Source organism: Lactiplantibacillus fabifermentans DSM 21115 (genome assembly GCF_000498955.2).
Classification (GTDB): domain Bacteria; phylum Bacillota; class Bacilli; order Lactobacillales; family Lactobacillaceae; genus Lactiplantibacillus; species Lactiplantibacillus fabifermentans.
Window position 1 is genome coordinate 1 of record NZ_AYGX02000068.1, and the last position, 18,670, is coordinate 18,670.

At 45.5% G+C, this 18,670-nt stretch carries 13 protein-coding genes; 3 read left to right on the forward strand and 10 right to left on the reverse strand.

Annotation, left to right across the window (positions count from 1 at the left end; translation table 11 throughout):
* Window positions 1-56: 56 nt before the first annotated feature.
* Window positions 57-1,142, reverse strand: a complete 1,086-nt coding sequence (locus tag DY78_RS05520; protein ID WP_024624047.1) for an ABC transporter ATP-binding protein — start codon at window positions 1,140-1,142, stop codon at window positions 57-59.
* A gap of 275 nt (window positions 1,143-1,417) precedes the next feature.
* Between DY78_RS05520 and DY78_RS05525 the strand changes: the two genes are divergently transcribed.
* Complete coding sequence (locus tag DY78_RS05525) at window positions 1,418-2,446, forward strand: aldose epimerase family protein (protein WP_024624046.1); 1,029 nt, start codon at window positions 1,418-1,420, stop codon at window positions 2,444-2,446.
* A 388-nt stretch (window positions 2,447-2,834) separates the two neighbouring features.
* Here the strand turns inward: DY78_RS05525 and DY78_RS05530 are convergent, their stop codons facing one another.
* Complete coding sequence (locus DY78_RS05530; RefSeq protein ID WP_024624045.1) at window positions 2,835-5,672, reverse strand: YhgE/Pip domain-containing protein; 2,838 nt, start codon at window positions 5,670-5,672, stop codon at window positions 2,835-2,837.
* 175 nt (window positions 5,673-5,847) lie between these two features.
* Between DY78_RS05530 and DY78_RS05535 the strand changes: the two genes are divergently transcribed.
* Window positions 5,848-6,450, forward strand: coding sequence for a TetR/AcrR family transcriptional regulator (locus tag DY78_RS05535; RefSeq protein WP_024624044.1), 603 nt, complete (start codon window positions 5,848-5,850; stop codon window positions 6,448-6,450).
* A 452-nt stretch (window positions 6,451-6,902) separates the two neighbouring features.
* On the opposite strand, the gene DY78_RS05540 is transcribed toward DY78_RS05535, so the two are convergent.
* The 5 genes from DY78_RS05540 to cdaA form a co-directional block, all read right to left on the reverse strand.
* A complete protein-coding gene (locus DY78_RS05540; protein ID WP_024624043.1) occupies window positions 6,903-7,715 on the reverse strand; it encodes a Cof-type HAD-IIB family hydrolase in 813 nt (270 codons plus the stop codon).
* A gap of 174 nt (window positions 7,716-7,889) precedes the next feature.
* Complete coding sequence (glmS, locus tag DY78_RS05545) at window positions 7,890-9,707, reverse strand: glutamine--fructose-6-phosphate transaminase (isomerizing) (RefSeq protein WP_024624042.1); 1,818 nt, start codon at window positions 9,705-9,707, stop codon at window positions 7,890-7,892.
* A 936-nt stretch (window positions 9,708-10,643) separates the two neighbouring features.
* Window positions 10,644-11,999, reverse strand: coding sequence for a phosphoglucosamine mutase (glmM, locus tag DY78_RS05550; RefSeq protein ID WP_024624041.1), 1,356 nt, complete (start codon window positions 11,997-11,999; stop codon window positions 10,644-10,646).
* Between the two features lie 25 nt (window positions 12,000-12,024).
* Window positions 12,025-13,005 carry a CdaR family protein gene (locus DY78_RS05555; protein ID WP_024624040.1) on the reverse strand — a complete coding sequence of 327 codons (981 nt, stop codon included), beginning with the start codon at window positions 13,003-13,005 and terminating at the stop codon, window positions 12,025-12,027.
* A complete protein-coding gene (gene cdaA / locus DY78_RS05560) occupies window positions 13,002-13,841 on the reverse strand; it encodes a diadenylate cyclase CdaA (protein ID WP_024624039.1) in 840 nt (279 codons plus the stop codon). Before cdaA ends, DY78_RS05555 begins: the two co-directional genes overlap by 4 nt.
* Before the next feature lie 183 nt (window positions 13,842-14,024).
* Between cdaA and DY78_RS05565 the strand changes: the two genes are divergently transcribed.
* Complete coding sequence (locus DY78_RS05565) at window positions 14,025-14,684, forward strand: DUF1361 domain-containing protein (RefSeq protein WP_024624038.1); 660 nt, start codon at window positions 14,025-14,027, stop codon at window positions 14,682-14,684.
* 239 nt (window positions 14,685-14,923) lie between these two features.
* Here DY78_RS05565 and DY78_RS05570 read toward each other — a convergent pair whose 3' ends face one another.
* The 3 genes from DY78_RS05570 to DY78_RS05580 form a co-directional block, all read right to left on the reverse strand.
* Window positions 14,924-15,562, reverse strand: coding sequence for a DUF1835 domain-containing protein (locus tag DY78_RS05570; RefSeq protein WP_024624037.1), 639 nt, complete (start codon window positions 15,560-15,562; stop codon window positions 14,924-14,926).
* Between the two features lie 279 nt (window positions 15,563-15,841).
* Entirely contained in the window at window positions 15,842-16,354 is a 513-nt protein-coding gene (locus tag DY78_RS05575; protein ID WP_024624036.1) for a MarR family transcriptional regulator, read from the reverse strand.
* Window positions 16,355-16,495: 141 nt separating this feature from the next.
* On the reverse strand, window positions 16,496-18,643 hold the full coding sequence (locus tag DY78_RS05580; RefSeq protein ID WP_024624035.1) for a cation:proton antiporter: 2,148 nt from the start codon (window positions 18,641-18,643) through the stop codon (window positions 16,496-16,498).
* Window positions 18,644-18,670: the final 27 nt, after the last annotated feature.

The window sequence follows — 18,670 nt, forward strand, 5'->3', positions numbered from 1 at the left end:
GGTTATGCTGAACAATTTGTCCAAAAATTCGGATTAAATTTGCAATCTACCAAATATTATTTACTTGATTTAGTAACGCCAGGACCAGTTAAAGTCGTGGTTGGATGGAAAATTAAACTTGGATGCTTCGTCACATTCGTCAATGAATGACCTGAAATGTTAACGAGCATTAAGAAGACTACCGCAATCGCCACGAGCGTTGAGAAAATGCGGGTCCGCCATGGCATCGTTTCAGAAATAACACTACCGTAGAAGTCTTTTTGGACGTCGCGGGCCACGTGTTGATTGTTTGGTTCGGCTGCTTGCCGTTCCGCCGTAATTTCTTTTTGGTATTCATCGATGTCAAACGCCTTTTGACGTTCCTTGGCATCATTTTGATACTTATGCTTATCTTTCTTAGATAAAGCTTTGAACCACTTGATGAACTTGCGGTATTCACCGACAACTTCTTCGGTCGTCCCGATTTGCTTTAAGTCCCCGTATTGAATCCAAGCAACACGGTCACAAAGCATTTCGATTTGCTTCAAAGAGTGACTGACGAAGATAATCGTCTTGCCTTCTTCTTTGAAAGTTTGAATCTTGTCCACACACTTTTGGTAGAACGTATCATCACCAACGGACAAGGCTTCATCAATGATTAAGATATCGGGATTAATATGCACGGCAATGGCAAAGCCTAACCGTGACTTCATCCCAGATGAATAACTCTTAACGGGTTGGTAAACGAAATCACCAATATCCGCAAACGCGATAATACTATCTAACATATCATCGATTTTTTTGTTCGTCATCCCCATCATCAGGGCTTTTAACCGGATGTTTTCTAACCCAGTCAATTCGCCCCGTAATCCGGAGTTAATCGCAACGATTGAAGTATCCCCACGGACATCGACGATCCCCGTAGTTTGCGGGATAACGCCAGAAATGATGTTGGATAACGTTGACTTACCAGAACCATTGACCCCAATCAAGCCGAGCGTTTCACCGGCTTCGACTTCTAATGAGACCCCTTTTAAGGCCCAGAATTCTGGAATTGGATCATGAGAAATGGAGAAAAAAGCTTTTAATTGGTCTGAACGAGTTTTGAACAAATCAAACTCTTTAGTCACATTTTGCACTTTAATTTTATAATCAGCTGTCATTTTAATACTTCCTAATATTCTGCAATTTATTTCCTAATAGAATAGCATAACTAACTGCTATATGATACTCGGGAACGGTCAGAGCGTCAAGCCAGAACTGATGAGCTTAATTTAAAATTAATCCCGTCAAATCAAGCAATGACGCTTTTGTGATTTTCCGTACAAACTAGTGAGATTCCTATTAAACCGGCGTAGTAAACGTTCGCATTCTGATTGCCAATGAAATATACTAAAAGTAACAAGTTAATTGTCAGGCATATATTGGAGTGAGCGAAATGAAAATAATCGAACATCAAGCTAACGGCATTAATTACTATACCTTAGTCAATAATCACCATATGAGTGTGACCGTCATGGATTGGGGCGCGACGGTCACCGCGATTAAAACCCATGATAAAGATGGCCATTTTGCAAACATCGTCTTGGGGTTCGATGAAGGTGAAGACTACATTACTTACCAATCATTTTTCGGGGCCACCATCGCCCGGGTCGCTGGCGTCATCAAAAATGCTAAGTGGCGCGATCATTATTTGACCCAAAACGATGGTAGTCACCATCTGAATGGCGGCAATATGCCACAGATTGCCTTTGAACCGTGGTTCTTAGAACGCAAGCTCCAAACCAAGGACCAAGTCGGCCTTGTCATGCAATATATCACACTCGACGGTGAAAACGGCTATCCTGGTACGATGACCATCACCGCCGACTTCATCTTAGACAATACTGGTAAATTTACCATTAGTTACACGGGTAAGAGTGACAAAGAAACGCTCTTTAACCCAGCCAACCACACTTACTTTAATTTGAGCGGTGACGCCGAAAACTTGATTGACCGTGAAATTTTAAAAATCAACGCCGACGAATACGCTGCTGTCAATAAACATAACATTCCCACTGGAAAATTGCCATGGGTGACCGACTCGCCGTTTGATTTTCGGGAGCCTACTGAAATCGGGCCACAAATCGCGCAACTCAAAGGCGGGCTCCATCACGGGTTCGTGTTAAATGAGACCCCCTATCCACAAGTCGAACTCTTTGACCGCGTCAGTGGCCGCAAAGTAACCATGCGCACCAATGCACCCGCAGTAGTCGTTTCAAGCGCCACGAACTATCGTGATGACCGTTACCGCATCAATGGCGGTAAACCCATGCGCTCCCAACTAGGCATCTCACTACAAGCGCAAAAGTTACCCGACGCGATTCACCACAAAGAATTCGGCAGTATCATTATCGAACCAAACGTACCAGTCACCTATCAAACCGCCTATCAATTTACCAATATTTACGACGTCTTCGATCATTAAACATACTAAGATTAGCGCTGTAAGATCAATTGCCGCTTCCGGTCAGCAGTAATTCCAGCTAAATTGCGACTATCATTCAGACACAATAAGGGAGCCATCACTAACAAGCATAGTGGTGACTCCCTTATTCGGGCTGTTCAGATAATACGCGTCATTCCGTACAGACATCCCGGAAGCAAGTTAACCTGTGAACGTACCGATATTGTTCTTAGTCGAGTGGTTTTCTCGGCTTAGAACAAGGACGCTTTTTGAGATTAGCGGTCTTGGCTGAGCTCAAAAACGAAGCTGGTGACCGCTCTTTGGCACCAGCTGGTCCCGGTACGAGAAACAGGTTAACTTGCTGGAGGTCAACGTTCGAAGACGCCTGCCCAGACTCTTTTTGGCAACTTTATAAATCTGTTCCTTCATCGGCCGGTTCATCAAAGTCAATGGCTTTGATGCGCCCATGACGCCGACCATAGAACAACATACTGCAAATGGAGAACCCTGCAAAGACGGCTAGCAACACGCCCATGTCACCCCAGGCCGTATCCCCAATCATCAACGTTTCCCGTAACCCACTGACCGCATAGCTCATTGGTAGCCATGGATGAATGGTTTCAAAGAAATGATTCGATAATTCAATCGGATACGTCCCGGCCGAACCACCGAGTTGCAAGACAAGCAAGATCATACTGAAGAACGCGCCAACTTTCCCGAAGACGAGATTTAGCCAGTAGACGATACTCATGAAGGCTAAGGCAATACACAACAGCATCCCAAATGTCGCCCATGGATGTACTGGTGCTAAGCCATCAATGGCAATTAACAGGATTTCAATCAAGGTCGCTTCTAATAACGCAAACGTCCACAAGATTGAGGCTTTCCCGGTCCACCAACGGAAACCATTTTTCGGATATTTGCGGGGCGTATACATGTCAAACATCATATTAAACGCTAAGGCGCCCACGAATAGTGATACCGACATCATGTAAGGTGCCATCCCAGTCCCGTTATTCGGGGCCGTATCGCGTTCCGTCTGCTTAGTCGTGGTTGGTTTAGCGACTTGGTCATACGTTAACTTCGTCGGGTCAACTTGCGCTTTTTTGGCCGCTTTCGTTAAACTCGTCGCTAACGTTTGATTCCCACTTTGGACTTTATCTAAGCCGGTACCAAGCTGCTTGGAACCACTTGCTAATTTGTCTGTCCCATTGCTTAATTGACTGCCGCCACTCGCGAGTTTTTCGGCGCCGCTCGTTAATTGGCTGCCTTTGCTGCTTAACGTTTGTAAGCCACTCGTGACCTTTTTAGAACCGGTCGATAACTGACTGACACCGCTAATCAAGGTTGGCGTTTTCGAGCTCAGCGTACTCAACCCGCTGGTCAAACTCGTCGCGCCACTGTTCAACTGATCACCTTTACCTGCCAAAGTTTGCGTGCCACTGGCGAGTTGGGCAGTCCCACTAGCTAATTGACTCGTGCCGCTTGTTAACGTGCCCCCAGCCGCTGATAATTGGCTGGTACCACTGGCTAATGTCGTGGCGCCCGTACTGAGCTTTTGAATACCACTCGTCAAAGCCGGCGTCGAGGCTGCCAAACTTTGGGTACCCGTGTTCAAGGTGGCCATCCCACTCGCGACTTCACTCAAGCGATTCGTCAACGTGGTGGCGCCGCTGCTGAGCTGTGACAAGCTACTAATTAAAGTCTTTTGATTGGCCGACGACGTTTCCAGAGCACTTTGTAACGCTTGTAATTGTGTCGTAACCGTGCTGGCATTACTGCCGGCACTGCTCAAGCTACCCAAATCACTACTTAACTGCTTAGCGGCGCTCGTGACGGCGGTGTCACTGCTAGTCGTACTATCGGCACTCACCGCGGCTAAAATAGCCGCCTTTTGGTCACTCGTTAGTTTTTGTGCATCGGCGGCCGCGGCGACTTTTGTCTTAATGGCGGCCGTGGTGCTAGCGACTGTTTGACTCGTGCTACTACTCAAGGCCGTCTGCAATTGGGTCACATCACTTTGAACCGTGCTCAATTGTTTACTTTGATCACTGCTAGCACTGAGGGTCTTGGCTAAATCACTCAGAGCCGTGCTAACTTTAGCTGACTGACTTTGACTGTCACTGACAGCCGTTTGGACTTGACCGAGGCCATTCGCCAAATCAGCACTCTTGCTGGCAATGGCTTGCACCCCAGTCGTTAACGTCTGCATGTTCGTCGCAATCGTTTTAGTCCCACTCGTTAAGCTACTGGTCTGATTATTTAAACTAGTCAAGCCTTGGCTCAAGGTTTGCGCACCACTATTGGCATCACTAACTTTAGCCACATATTGTGACGTCCCACTATTGACCGACTGCGCACCAGTCGCGACCGTTGACGCCGCCGTGTTAGCTTTGGCAACCCCTGCCGTATACGTCTGAACGCCACTACTCAAGGTTTGACTCCCATTAGACAACTTCGTCACGCCGCTTGCTAATTGTTGGCTACTCGTTAACAACTGGTCTAAGCCGGTCGTCACTTGTTGGCTGCCGCTCGCGGCCGTGCTGACGCCAGTAATATATTGGTCCAACCCACTATTTAACGTTTTCGCGCCACTGGTTAAGGTCAACGTACTTTTAGCTAACGTATTCAGGCCGGTCGTAATCTTTTGATTAGCAGTGGCGGCTGTTTTACTACCACTGGCTAACTTCTGATTATTTTTACCCGCGGTTTTTAACCCCTGACCTAACTTTTGAATGCTAGCAAACATTGTTTTCGCATAACTGCGGGTAATCTGTCCCGACACTTGTTGGGCAATCGCTGTTGCTGCTGAAGCCGTCATTTTGGACGCCGTAAAGTTGTGACCAGCACTCGTTTCATAATGCAAGACCATCTTTTTAGGCGTCTTATTCATCATCGTCGTGGCGTTCTTGGAAAAACGCTTCGGAATCGTGACGACCATATAATATTTCCCATCCCGTAAACCTTGTTTGGCTTTGGCTTCGCTACTAACCATTTCAAAATCCATGGCGGTCGACTTCTTTAAATTATGCGTTAAGTTTTTACCCACGCTCAAATGCGTCCCTTGATAGGTCACCGCTTGGTCATGATTGACGACCGCGACTGGCAAGTCTTGCAACTTGCCGTATGGATCCCACATTGATTTCAAAAAAGTCACGGCATAAATTGAAGGAATAAATCCAATTACGATTACAACTATCAGTAATAATTTATGCTTCAACAAATACAGCCACTCCGCTTTAATCATCCGTTAATTCCTCCCCATATTTTAAAACTGTGTTATAGTAATGCAGAGATAAACCCCACGTGTGGCTAACATAATAACGAGATTAACGCACAAATACCACAACAGGAAATCGAAATATGAGGATTAAGCCCCAATTACGCCACATCTGGGGTCTAACTCAAGGAGGAATTTCAAGATGGTCAAAACCGATCGGCGTGTTCAACGCACTAACCAAGCTTTACGTGAAGCCTTTCGACAATTAGCAGTCACCCATAATTATCGTGATATTACGGTTAAGCAACTCACCGAAGTTGCCAATATTAATCGTAAAACGTTCTATTTACATTTTGACTCAATTGATGATTTAGCCGAAACATTCACGCACGAAAGCGCCACTCAGATTTTAAAACTAATTAACGAACAAGATTTACGAGAAAACTTTCAACACCCCGGTCAGATTTTCGACCGGCTAGCCTACTTCTATCATCAACAACAATCCTTTTACCGCTTAGTCTTAACCAGTGACGAATACAGCTTCTTATCCCGCAAAGTCCAAAACGAAGTCGCCGAAGGACTCGCCGACACGATTGCGTCCGCCTACCACTTATCCGCAACGGATGGTTTCGTGTGTGCGAACTTTCTAATTCACAACGTCATGACTTTTTTCCGGCTCTACTTCAACGGCCAAATTGACTTATCACCAAGTGAATTCAAGGCCCGCATCGTCTCATTAAACTCATTCGGCGTGCATCAGTTCTTTTATCCTAATGACCCCATTCGGCGAACGACTAAAGATTAGTGATAACTCACTGCTGGCGGTTGTCGGCTCACAATAATGCGTTTGAAGTGCCGAACCGCGTCGTTAGCTAAAAGCTCGCGATTAAGATTTAAAAATATCACAACAGCTAGACAGAAAAAGCACCACTACACTCTTAAAAATGTAGTGGTGCTTTTGAGTTAACTTAATATCATAATCAACAAAATTCAAACCACTATTCTCACAACTACATTGAAATAGGGCCATGTTTATTGATTATAAGATCAATCTAGTTGTGCGTCAGTAGCAATGGAGGTTGCCGTGCAAGTGGCGTTAGTTCGGCTGCTTTTTGCCGGACTTACGGCACCGACATCTTTGAAGATTGGCGGGTTGGGCCCAGCTTCAAAATGAGGTTCGAGACCGCTTTTTGGCTCGAACCGGTCGCCACGGCAACTGGAATTGCTACTGGCGCACAACGGCAATTCTAGCTTACCTTAAGCTAATCCCAGTGTTTCAATCGTGTCCAAGACACCATCATGTTCGTTATCCAAAATGGTCACATGATTTGCCACGGCTTGCACGGCTGCGGGCGCATTTTGCATCGCGTAGCCGTGACCAGCAAACTTCAACAACGGCACATCATTGTCGCCATCACCAAACGCTAAGACTTGGTCCGGTTGTAATTGCCGTTGTTGCATCAACCATTGTACGGCTGGCAATTTACCCACGTTAGCAGCCACTAAATCAATCACCCCGTAGCCACTGTCGTGCGCGCGTAAACGGCCGTCAAAATACGTGTTCAAATCCGTCACTAATTGCGCGGCGGCTGCGGGTGTCGTGGAAACGCTCACTTTTTTGATTTTATCGTCAACTTGCGTCAAATCATCTACTTGTTGCAAGTTATCGTAAAACTTCGCCGCGGCATCAAGTAAGGCTTGCGGCGCCCCTTTTTCCGTGTAGGACCCGTTCGCCCCGACCATAATCAAATAAGCGCCGTCAAAGACGGGTTGGTGGCGGTCAACGCTAACGAATTGGTGCAAGTCGGCGGCCGTTAAGCTGCCATCGAATAATTGCTGGTCGTTGTGATAAATGGAAGCCCCATTTTCCGCGACCATAATTAAGTTATCGGCCTCGATGCCATCAAAGAGTTGTTTCAAATGGGCATATTGATTACCGGACGATAACACTAAGGCAATCTCACGGGTTGCCAGCGCGGCCAATACTTGTTGTAAGCGCGCCTGATTATACGTTTGATCACCGTGCAGCAACGTCCCATTCAAGTCCGTTGCAATTAATTTGATTGCCAAAAAACTCACTCCTCATTATCTGCTTAATAAAAGTTCAGTACTGCTATTATGCGCCAAAATATTAGTCAACGCTACAATCCAACCGTCAAAAAAACGCTAGCTCGCATTTCAAAATGAAATGTCAGCTAACGTTTCAATTTAGCAAGTCGCCCACGCTCGACTCGTTAATTTATATTATTCAACGGTAACACTCTTGGCTAAGTTCCGTGGTTTATCCACGTCTAAGCCTTTGTTCAAGCTCGTATAGTAAGCCAATAATTGACCAGGTACGACACTTAACAAGGCCGTCATGCGTTCATCAACGGCTGGTAAAATCACCGTGTCTTCAGGTTTAGCCAAGTTATCCGTCACAATGGTGATGGTCTTAGCGCCCCGGGCCGCAACTTCTTGTAAGTTCGAACGGGTCAAACCAGCGGTCTTAGCTTGCGTGATAATCCCAATCACCGGCGTGTCCTTTTCAATCAAGGCAATCGTCCCATGCTTTAATTCACCGGAAGCAAACCCTTCAGCTTGCACATAAGAAATTTCCTTTAACTTCAAGGCAGTTTCCAATGACACAGCGTAATCTAAGCCCCGACCGATATAGAATGTATTCGGCGTGTGTAATAAAGCAGCTTTAGCCAAGTCTTCAAACGTTGATTTTTCATCAACCAACGCTTGCATCCCATTAGCAACTAGGGCTAATTGTTGCTTAACATCGAATTTTTGGGCGGCCCGCTTGTTATCCGCCACACCTAACGCTTTGGCCAAAATGGCTTGTAAAGCGATTTGCGCCGTGTAAGCTTTCGTGGAAGCCACGGCAATTTCTGGACCCGCATGGAGTAACAACGTGTACGTTGCCTCCCGCGACAAGGTCGAGTTTGGCACGTTGGTAATCGTCAAACTTGGGAATTTTTGTTCATTGACATTCAACAAGACTTCACGACTATCGGCAGTTTCACCGGATTGTGTTAAGAAGATGAAGAATGGTTTTTCTGATAATAATGGTTGATTATAAGCAAATTCAGAGGAGACGTGAACTTCCGTTGGCACCCCAGCTAAGGATTCGAATAACTTCGCCCCAACTAAGCCGGCATGATAACTCGTCCCAGCCGCCACGATGTACAACCGGTCAGCGGCCTTTAAAGCATCTAACAAGTCGGAATTGATGATGGCGTCACCGGCATCATTCAAATAAACTTGGGATAACTTCCGCATCACGTTCGGTTGTTCATCGATTTCTTTGAGCATGTAGAATGGGTAAGTCCCTTTGTCCGCTTGAGCGGCATCGATATCAACGTGGAACGTATCACGTTCAACGGCGTTACCGGCTTGGTCAGTAATCTTGATTTCATTAGGCTTTACCACGACGATTTCGCCATCGTGTAATTCCAAGAAATCTTTCGTTTGATCAAGCATAGCTAAACTGTCGGAACAAACGACATTAAAGCCATCGCCAACCCCAATTAATAAGGGACTCTTGTTCTTAGCCACGTATAACGTATCGGGGTCTTCTTTATCCATCAGTAAGAAACCGTATGATGAGTGACCTAATAAGCTCAACGTCTTGCGGAAAGCGGCTAACGTATCTAACCCTTCTTTGGTCACGAAGCGGTCAACCAGTTGCACGATAACTTCCGTATCCGTTTGTGACTTGAATTCAACATCACTCAAGTATTCAGCTTTTAAGTCTTGGAAGTTTTCAATGACCCCATTATGCACTAAGTAGAAACGACCATCCGCGGAAACTTGTGGATGGGCATTGGCCACACTTGGTTCACCATGAGTGGCCCAACGCGTATGGCCAATCCCGGTTGACCCTTTAACATTCGGGCCAACTTCTTTACGTAAGTCATCAATGCGGCCCTTTTCTTTAACTAAGAAATCTTGGCCATTTTGATCATTCACATAAATACCAGCTGAATCATAGCCACGGTATTCCAATTTTTCCAAACCATTTAATAAGATTGATACAGCACTATCTTTACCGGTAACTCCAACAATTCCACACATAAGATAATCTTCCTTTGCATTTTGAATTGTTTCTAGCTGCGTGGTCAATATATCTGTCACTAATCTCACGACTAGTTTTTGTAATTGACCTGTAGAGTGCAGTCCCTGACGTCACCCGTCGATTGTCGATAAACGTCATCCTCGTCAACTTTAGATTCTAAAGTCCTGGCGCTATTCCGCTTTAACCAATTAACAATTGGTTCGTTTTCACCTCTGATTGGTATATTTCCTAGAAACAGTATTACTTTAACGTTACAGTCGAAAAAAGTCAATGATATTTTGCATTGGTATACGTATTTTTAAGGTGTATACCAATTTTAAACGTTAAGAAAACAACGAACGAACTGATTTATGACTTTTTCTTGAAGTTTGTCTGCCGCCGTCAGTCTCAAAAAAGCAATTAGACCAATCCATACAAACATCAGCTGGTCTACTAATCATATCTGGCTGCTACAAAAACAGTGAACTTTATTCAGATTTATAACGATGAATTGGTCGCTTACCAATCATGTTGAGGACTAGGCTAACTAATTCATACTGTGAGGATACCAATCAGCACACTAAAATGCATCAATTTAAACTTGCAATATATTGTGGCTAACCACACATAATATTGGTCTAATATTCACATACAAAACATTGATAGTATTACCCATCAACTCGGTCCGACTAACTACTCAGTTTCAGTCGGAAGCGACTAGTGGGTGCGCCGTGTCGATGTCCTTAGCTGGTGTTTTTTACCAGCTTAGGACATGGGCCGTGTTGATAGACATGCGCGGGGTTGGCATGGCTATCAACCGCCTGGTGAGACCGCACTTTGGCTCACCAGGTTGCCCCACGGCGTGCCCACTAGTCGCTGGAGACGACCAACATCCCAAACCACAAAAAAATGGTGCTCCAGCTTAAGGCCAGAACACCATTTTTGAATTGCTTTAATTATTCAACGCCAACTTCGTTACGAACGACGTCCACGATGCGGTCAACGTATTCGTTGACTAATTCGTTGGTCTTAGCTTCGGCCATGACCCGGAGTAAATCTTGGGTCCCAGAAGGACGAACTAAGACGCGGCCATCACCGGCCATTTCGCCTTCAACTTCGCTAATCACATCTTTGATTGCTTGGTTGTCCAAAGCGGCTTTCTTATCTTGAACTTTAACGTTCACTAATTTTTGCGGATAAGTGGTTACTTCGTCAGCTAATTCGGATAACTTCTTACCGGTTTCCTTCATGACGCGCAACAATTGAATCCCAGTTAACATTCCGTCACCAGTCGTATTGAAATCTAAGAAGACCACGTGACCAGATTGTTCACCACCGAGGTTGAAGCCGTCTTTGATCATTTCTTCAACGACGTAACGGTCGCCAACTTGGGTTTGTTCACTGTGTAAGCCGGCGGTTTCTAAGGCTTTGTAAAGACCGATATTACTCATAACCGTCGTGACAACCGTATCCTTCTTCAGCTTGCCGCGTTCGCTTAAGAACTTCCCACAGATGTACATAATCTTATCGCCATCGATAACATTACCTAATTCATCGACCGCAATACAACGGTCCCCGTCACCATCAAAGGCTAACCCAACTTGGGCGCCCTTTTCAACGACAAATTTTGCCAAAGCTTCGGGATGAGTTGAACCGACACCTTTGTTGATGTTTAAGCCGTCTGGTGACGTGGCCATTGTTTCAAAGTCCACGTTTAAGTCAGCGAAAATCCGCGATACTAAGTTGCTTGTCGAACCATTGGCCCCGTCAACCGCTAAGTGTAAGCCACTTAAGTCATCAGGAATGGTTTGTTCCAAGAATTGGGAATACTTTAAGTTACCTTCTGGGAAGTCCGCGACCGTGCCTAAACCTTCCGCAGCTGGCCGTGGTAAGTCATCGGTTTCTTTTTCGAGTAAGGCTTCGATTTCTTCTTCTTTGGCATCGGACAACTTGAAGCCGTCGCCACCAAAGAACTTGATACCGTTATCTTCAACCGGGTTATGTGAAGCTGAGATCATGACCCCGGCATCGGCGTCTTGAATCCGAACTAAGTAAGCAACCCCGGGTGTCGTAATGACGCCTAAGCGTAAAACTTCAATCCCAGCTGAGAGCAAGCCGGCTACTAAGGCTTCTTCTAACATTTGACCGGAAATCCGCGTGTCACGTGCGACTAAGACGCGTGGTTGCGCGTCTTTGTTTTCAGCATGTTCGGTTAGCACATAACCGCCAGCGCGGCCTAAACGAAAGGCCAATTCGGGAGTTAAACCAGAGTTAGCAATCCCACGCACACCATCAGTTCCAAAATATTTCATTGTTAATTTACCTCATTTCAAATTTTCAGTTATCAGTTTTAACCGTAATTTTTACTTTGATTGACGTTGGGCTCACCGCCGAAACGCCATCTTCATCACTCGTTGACAACTTAACGGTCTTCGTCGTCGTTTCCGTGACCCCGGTCACATCCACGTTGACGGGGAACTTCGATAACTTCGCCAACGCGGATTTGCTCCCAGTGAGCTTGACGGACTTCGTATCCGTTGAGAACGAATAACTCGTGTCCGCCGACGTTTTCCCACTGGCTTTCAAGTCCACTGCCACATCTTTGGTGGCGTTGGCTTGTGTAATTGGAATATACACGGAAGTCGTCGATGGTGTCAAGACCACATTTAAGGTTTGACCATTGGCATCTAGGGCTTCTAGCATCGCTTGTTGGTTAACCGACTTCGTTAAGTTCTTTTCAGTATTGACGACCGCCACAACTTTGGCGACCTTGCTAACTTCGCTGACCGCCCCCGTCACTTTCACGGACGACGTGCCTAAACGCGCGGTGCCCGCTTCGTACCCGGAAGCAACGTTGCTATCATTGAAATCGGCACTGACTTTATAAGTCGCAGTCCGCCGCGGTTGGATGTTGATATGAATATATTTTTGATTCAAAGAATAACTTAATTCTTTATTTAAACCATCGACTTTGACTTTAACGCTATGCCGCCCCACGGCTAAATCCGACAAGTCGGCATAAACTTTAAAGTTCTGAGTATTAGCGGTAGTCGTCACTAAGGCAGCCGGCCCTTCAATAGTAATCTTAATATTTTCAGGATACCCGGTGACAAAATATTTCGTGCTATTCACGTTTAGCTCCAGCGGCGCACTGATCGTGACTTTCCGGTTAGAGGTCAACGTCGTCTTAGAAATATTATTCGTTAACGAACTCGAGTTATTCGATGTTTTACTCGAATTGACATAAGCGAATAAAACTAAGGCACAGATCAAGGCAAGTAAGCGCATCGACCACGAACTATTCATAAATTTTTTCATTTCCGGGGCCCCCCTCCAAAAATGCGTCCAAACCAATTTTGAATCGCATTTTGACGAGTTTGGTCTTCCGGTGTAATTAAGACTTGGCGGAAGTAACGTAAATAATTTTCACGCGTCATACCACGCATTAATTCGTTATCTTTCGTAATCGAAACTTCACCAGTTTCTTCGGAAATAACAATCGTTAAAGCATCCGTCACTTCACTGATTCCGACGGCCGCGCGGTGTCGCGTTCCTAACTCTTTTGGAATCAAATTACTTTCTGACAACGGTAAATAAGCCGCCGCGACTTTAATTTGATTATCTTGAATAATCACGGCCCCATCATGTAAAGGCGTGTTCGGAATAAAGATATTAATGAGCAATTCACCGCTAATATCCGCATCTAAGGCAATCCCAGTTTCGATATAATCTTCCAAACCAGTATCCATCTTAATCGACATCAACGCCCCAATCCGCCGTTTGGCCATGTATTGAATGGCCTTATCTAACTCCGCGATCATGTGCTCTTCATCTTCATTTTGATGCTTGCGAACAAACATCGACCCACGGCCCAAGTGTTCCAAGCCGCGCCGAATTTCTGGTTGGAAAATGATGACCATCGCAATGACTGCCCAGTTAATAACTTGGTCCATAATCCACGAAACGGTATCTAGACCAATGATGACACTTAAGAATTTTACAATCGCAATCACAATAATTCCACGGAATAATTGGACCGCCTTCGTCCCGCGTAATAGGACGATTAATTCATAAATGACAAACCAGACTACCAGAATGTCAAGGAGCCGGACAAAGTTTGATACTGTCAACAAATTGCTCCAATTGAAATTCATAGTCCCCCTCCTTATGAAAATTATTTACTTTCACATTATAGCACGGGGACCACTTTCTCGTGGGGCCTTTTCAGCGCGGTTCGGCATTTTGCTGGAGAAATTGAATAAATATTAAGCTTGCGTTCATTTAATATAGATTAGATAATATTTCTGTTAAACTAGTCTTGAAAGTGTGGTGATCAAATGACTAAGATACAGCGTTGGGTCGTGCGACTCCTCTATTGGAGTTTTATCGCCTTCGCCGCGCTGACCTTTCATGATTCGTTCCGTTTCTTATTGCTAAATACGCTTTTAGCTTATATTCCGATTGAACTCAGTTTCTGGCTAACGTCCAAACGTTCGCCCATCATTTTTTGGATCATGGCGGTCGTTTGGTTACTGTTTTATCCGAATGCACCGTATTTAATGACCGATTTGTTTCATTTGAGTATTTTGAAACCATACGGCATTAACGGGATGCTCCGGTTTAACTTACCGATGTGGCGCGATTTTGCCTACTTAGTGGGGGCCGCGATTGTGTCGACAATTATCGGCACCCTCGGCGTCGACCAAATCGCCCAAGAATGTCAACGGCGCCTCCATCTCAGCAAACTTCCAGCCGGTCGTACCATCATCAGTGCCGCGCTGTTCTTATTTGCGAGCATCGGCGTCTACGTTGGCCGCTTCTTACGCCTACATTCCATTTATTTATTAATTACGCCGCAATACATCATTAAACAACTCGTTGAGATGTGGTCTGCTAAAATGTTGGCATTCGTCTTACTGATGTGGCTACTCCAGCTCGTCATTTACTTAGCATGGCGCTTCAGCGTGACGGCGGCAGTCAACGCCAATTCAAAATAGCATTCGCGATACAATTATCAATTGTATTTTTCTTGCAGTTGTTTTGCCGCAGTTGAACTGGACATTTCATTCAAATAATATTAAACAGAGGTCGCCGTTGTAACTGGTGACCTCTGTTTTTACTTAGGCTATTGAATAGTAAGTTGAACTCAGTAACCAGCCTGCATTCAATCGTTGCCACCTGATCTATAGCTATAATCAGCCTAGCTGGCAGCGACAATCACTAACTATCGTGGTACTTACAACTTAGCAATTTCGCTCTGGCGTTCGCGACACCACCATACCGGCACACCCAACTCACTAGCCCCCGCGGCTGCATCGGGCATCATTTTAATCAGTGCATCGTAGCAATCAACCGGGGCACTTTGTAAATTACCATTGAGATTGATCCGGACTGGCGCATTTTCATCCGCTAAACTTTCCCATAAATAACTATACGCAGCTCGTTGCGCAGCCGTCACTGGTTCGGTTGCTTGACTCATATGGGCCGCACTGGCTTGGTCAAGTTCACCGATATGCGCCCATTGCCGTAACCCCACAGCGGGGGTAGTGACAACTTCGGTCAACGGCACATGCACCTGCTGGAGTTGCCCCGAGGAAGTTAAGTGACCACATAACCAGCAAAAACCCGCATAGTCATCCGGTTGGTCACTCCACCAGACGCGCAACTGAGCATGGCGAGCAACGGCACTATCTAACCGTTGAATGGCTGCTTGCATATCGGCAAACTTTTGGTCATGGATTAACCAAAACGTATTCTCCGAATCAGCTAACCGCTCCAAATCGCCGAACCCTAAATAAAGCGGCAAGCAGATAACGTCATTCCTATCAGTAGCCAAAGTATCAGCTAATTCTTCATTAAAAGTCACTTCAATCATATGATGACCCCCATACACATTTTCTTATCGCATTCATTATGATTTTACGCTAATCGGGGCTTAATTACGACTAACAACTCAAAAATGGCTGTCTAATGAAATTGAAATTTCATCAGACAGCCATTTAGTTGTTGCTATTTTTACGATTGAAACGTGCGACCAAAGGCAGTTTGTTCCGCTTAACCCGGAATCGGCAACCATGCCCAAAACCCGGGCATAATTACCGATTCCACGTTAATGCTCGCAAACTAACCGCCTTTGGTCACACTCTTGCTAAATTTAGTTAATCATTTTAGGATCGCTATAGCTGGCATGAGGATTACGTTTATCATGTAAGCCGCTAAACCCACTAAAGCCCATCGCAGTAGCTTTCTTTTCCGCATCACTAATATAGCGTAACGTATCATCAGCTCGCTTTTCCCCATAAACTTGGAGCCATTGATGGAAACGTTCATCAGAAGTCGTCGTGATTTCCTTTTCAACCCGCGCACCACTGGGCGTTAAGGATAAATATTTGATCCGACGATCCTTCGTATTAGTCGTTTGGTCGATATACTTCAAGTCCAGTAAAACGTTGATTTGACGGGCGATTGCGCTCCGTGAAACCCGTTGCGCGTTGGCAATTTTAACCAACGTTAACGGTTCTTCACTAGTCGCAATCATCCGCATCACGATATACGCTTCAAAGGTGATTTTATATGGTCGTGTTGGTACTGAAACAAAGTCGCCAATATACTTTAAAATGTGCATATAAGTTTCAACGAATTGTTCATGAATTTCTGATTCTGTCATCTTGCGTCCCCCCGCTATGTCATGTGCCTAAAATAATCCCTTTTGAATAAAAAACTAATTATTGGTTCAAATCGTTCACTATGAATATCATTCTAACATTATTATAACCGAGAACTATTACTTTGCAATACACAAAATTAATTAATCATCCTCGGCATCGTCATCATTAAGCATCAATAAGTTCTCTGAATAGTTAATGAACTGTCGTAATTTTGCGGCCGTGCGTAAACTAATTTGCCCGCTTTCAAGCAAATGTTGGACCCCCGCGCGTTCCGCACCTAGACTTTTTATCCGTAACATCTGCCGTTGATGTTCATAGTCCGCCCGTGACATACTGTGGTCGGCTTTGGCATTTTCAATGCGATTACGGTAATGAACGATTAAGTGGTATAAAGCTTGGCGGTCGAACTGCTGCTCATCAACGCTCGCCTGTTTTAAGTATTGAGACAACGACTTAATTGCCGCCTTAGAGGTTACCCGCGTAATCTCCGCTTGTTCGGCGCGCAATTTATCAGTATCCATCGGTGATAGCCATAAGTGCAATCCTTGCATCGCCCGCCCCAAAAGTAATCGTAACGACCGTAACGTTGGCAAACCGGGCTTGTGGGCGGCTTGTGATAAACGTTGCTCGCGCTTATCAATCCGCCGCAGGTACGCTTGGGCTGCCGCTTTCGACGTTTCACCCTTCGCGACCATCTCTTGGACAGCTTGGCGTTCCCCCGCCAAAGCCACTAAGCGTAACTGCATTTCATCAGTCAACATCGGTTGCAATTCGTCGGCCGTTTGTGACGCCACTTCCAAGCGACGAATTTGAAACTGTTGGTCCAAAATCAAGTCATAAGCGGCTCGTTGATTTTCCGGTCGCCGATGCTCTTCAATATTTTGAACAGCTAACTGCAAAATATAAATGCGGGCTTGTTTGTAATTAATCTGTGTCGGAACATCGCCCGCTGGTTCCTCAACTTCATGATCGGCATCGTCAGCCGGACCACCTGCTAAGACACTGTCGTCTTCATCTAAGCTCGAGCCCCGTGTCATGAACGGCAATGACTTGGACGCCATTAATGGTAAAATACCGGCCGCGGCCACGAGGCTCACAATAATCACCCCAGCCGCAATAAATAGCACTAAAGACCGTTCTGGAAAAGCATCGCCATTGGCAATCACCGTCGGAATCGTAAAGACCCCGGCCATCGTGATGGCGCCACGAACCCCGGACAAACCGGATAAGGCCGCAATGCGGACACTCGGACGTTTCTTGGAATGGTCGCGTAACCAACCGAATAGCATGTAGCCATAAGTCCACGCGACCCGAATTAATAGCAAGATTCCCCACACAATCAACACATCAAAGACGGCATGCAAGGTATTCGTATGCGTTCCTTTAATCGTCGCTTGCGTGGCAACGGGAAGTTCAATCCCTAAAATTAAGAAAATAATCCCATTTAATAAGTAAACAATAATATTCCAAACTTTTTCGGTCACTAATTTGAGTTCCGGCGCATCTTCACTCTCATGGGAATTTTGAATGTGGGTCAAGACCCCGGCAGCAACCACGGCGACGACCCCCGATGCGGAGAACCATTCTTCCGCCACGAAATAAATCGCAAACGGCGTCAAAATTTGTAAAACGACGTTAAAGACCGTATCGTTGATTCCTTCACGACGCAAGACATCACGAATCAGCTGGATAATAGTAATCATTAGTAATCCAACGGCTAACCCGACCAAACTAATATAAAAGAAGTCGCCAACCGCTTTACCCAAAACAAAGCTCCCAGTAACCGCCGCCGCCAAGGCATACTTGAACCCAATCAGGCCACTGGCATCGTTGATCAAACTTTCACCACTGACCAAATGCAAGACTTCTTTAGGCAGTTTGACCCCTTCAGAAATGGACTGCACGGCCACGGGATCGGTCGGCGATAAGATGGCAGCTAAAGCGATGGCAACCGCTAACGGAATCGTTGGGATTAAAACGTGAATCAAAAAACCACCTAAAATGGTCGTAATAAAGACTAAGACGATTGCATTGGCAAAAATCGCCCCACGCAGTTCCCACAGCTCTTGCTTTGGGAACTCTCTGCCATCGTTGTACAACATCGGTGCAATAAAGACGAGCATGAACCAGTCCGTTTGCAGTTTCACTTGTACATTTAATAATAAAGCCACTCCTAGACCCAGCCCGACTTGAATCAAACTGACCGGGATTGCGACTAGATAGTGGCTCAACACATTCGACAGCAGCACTAAACATGCCAATAAAATCACTAATTCAATGATCGGCATTAAAGGTGTTGCCTCCTTTGTTCAATT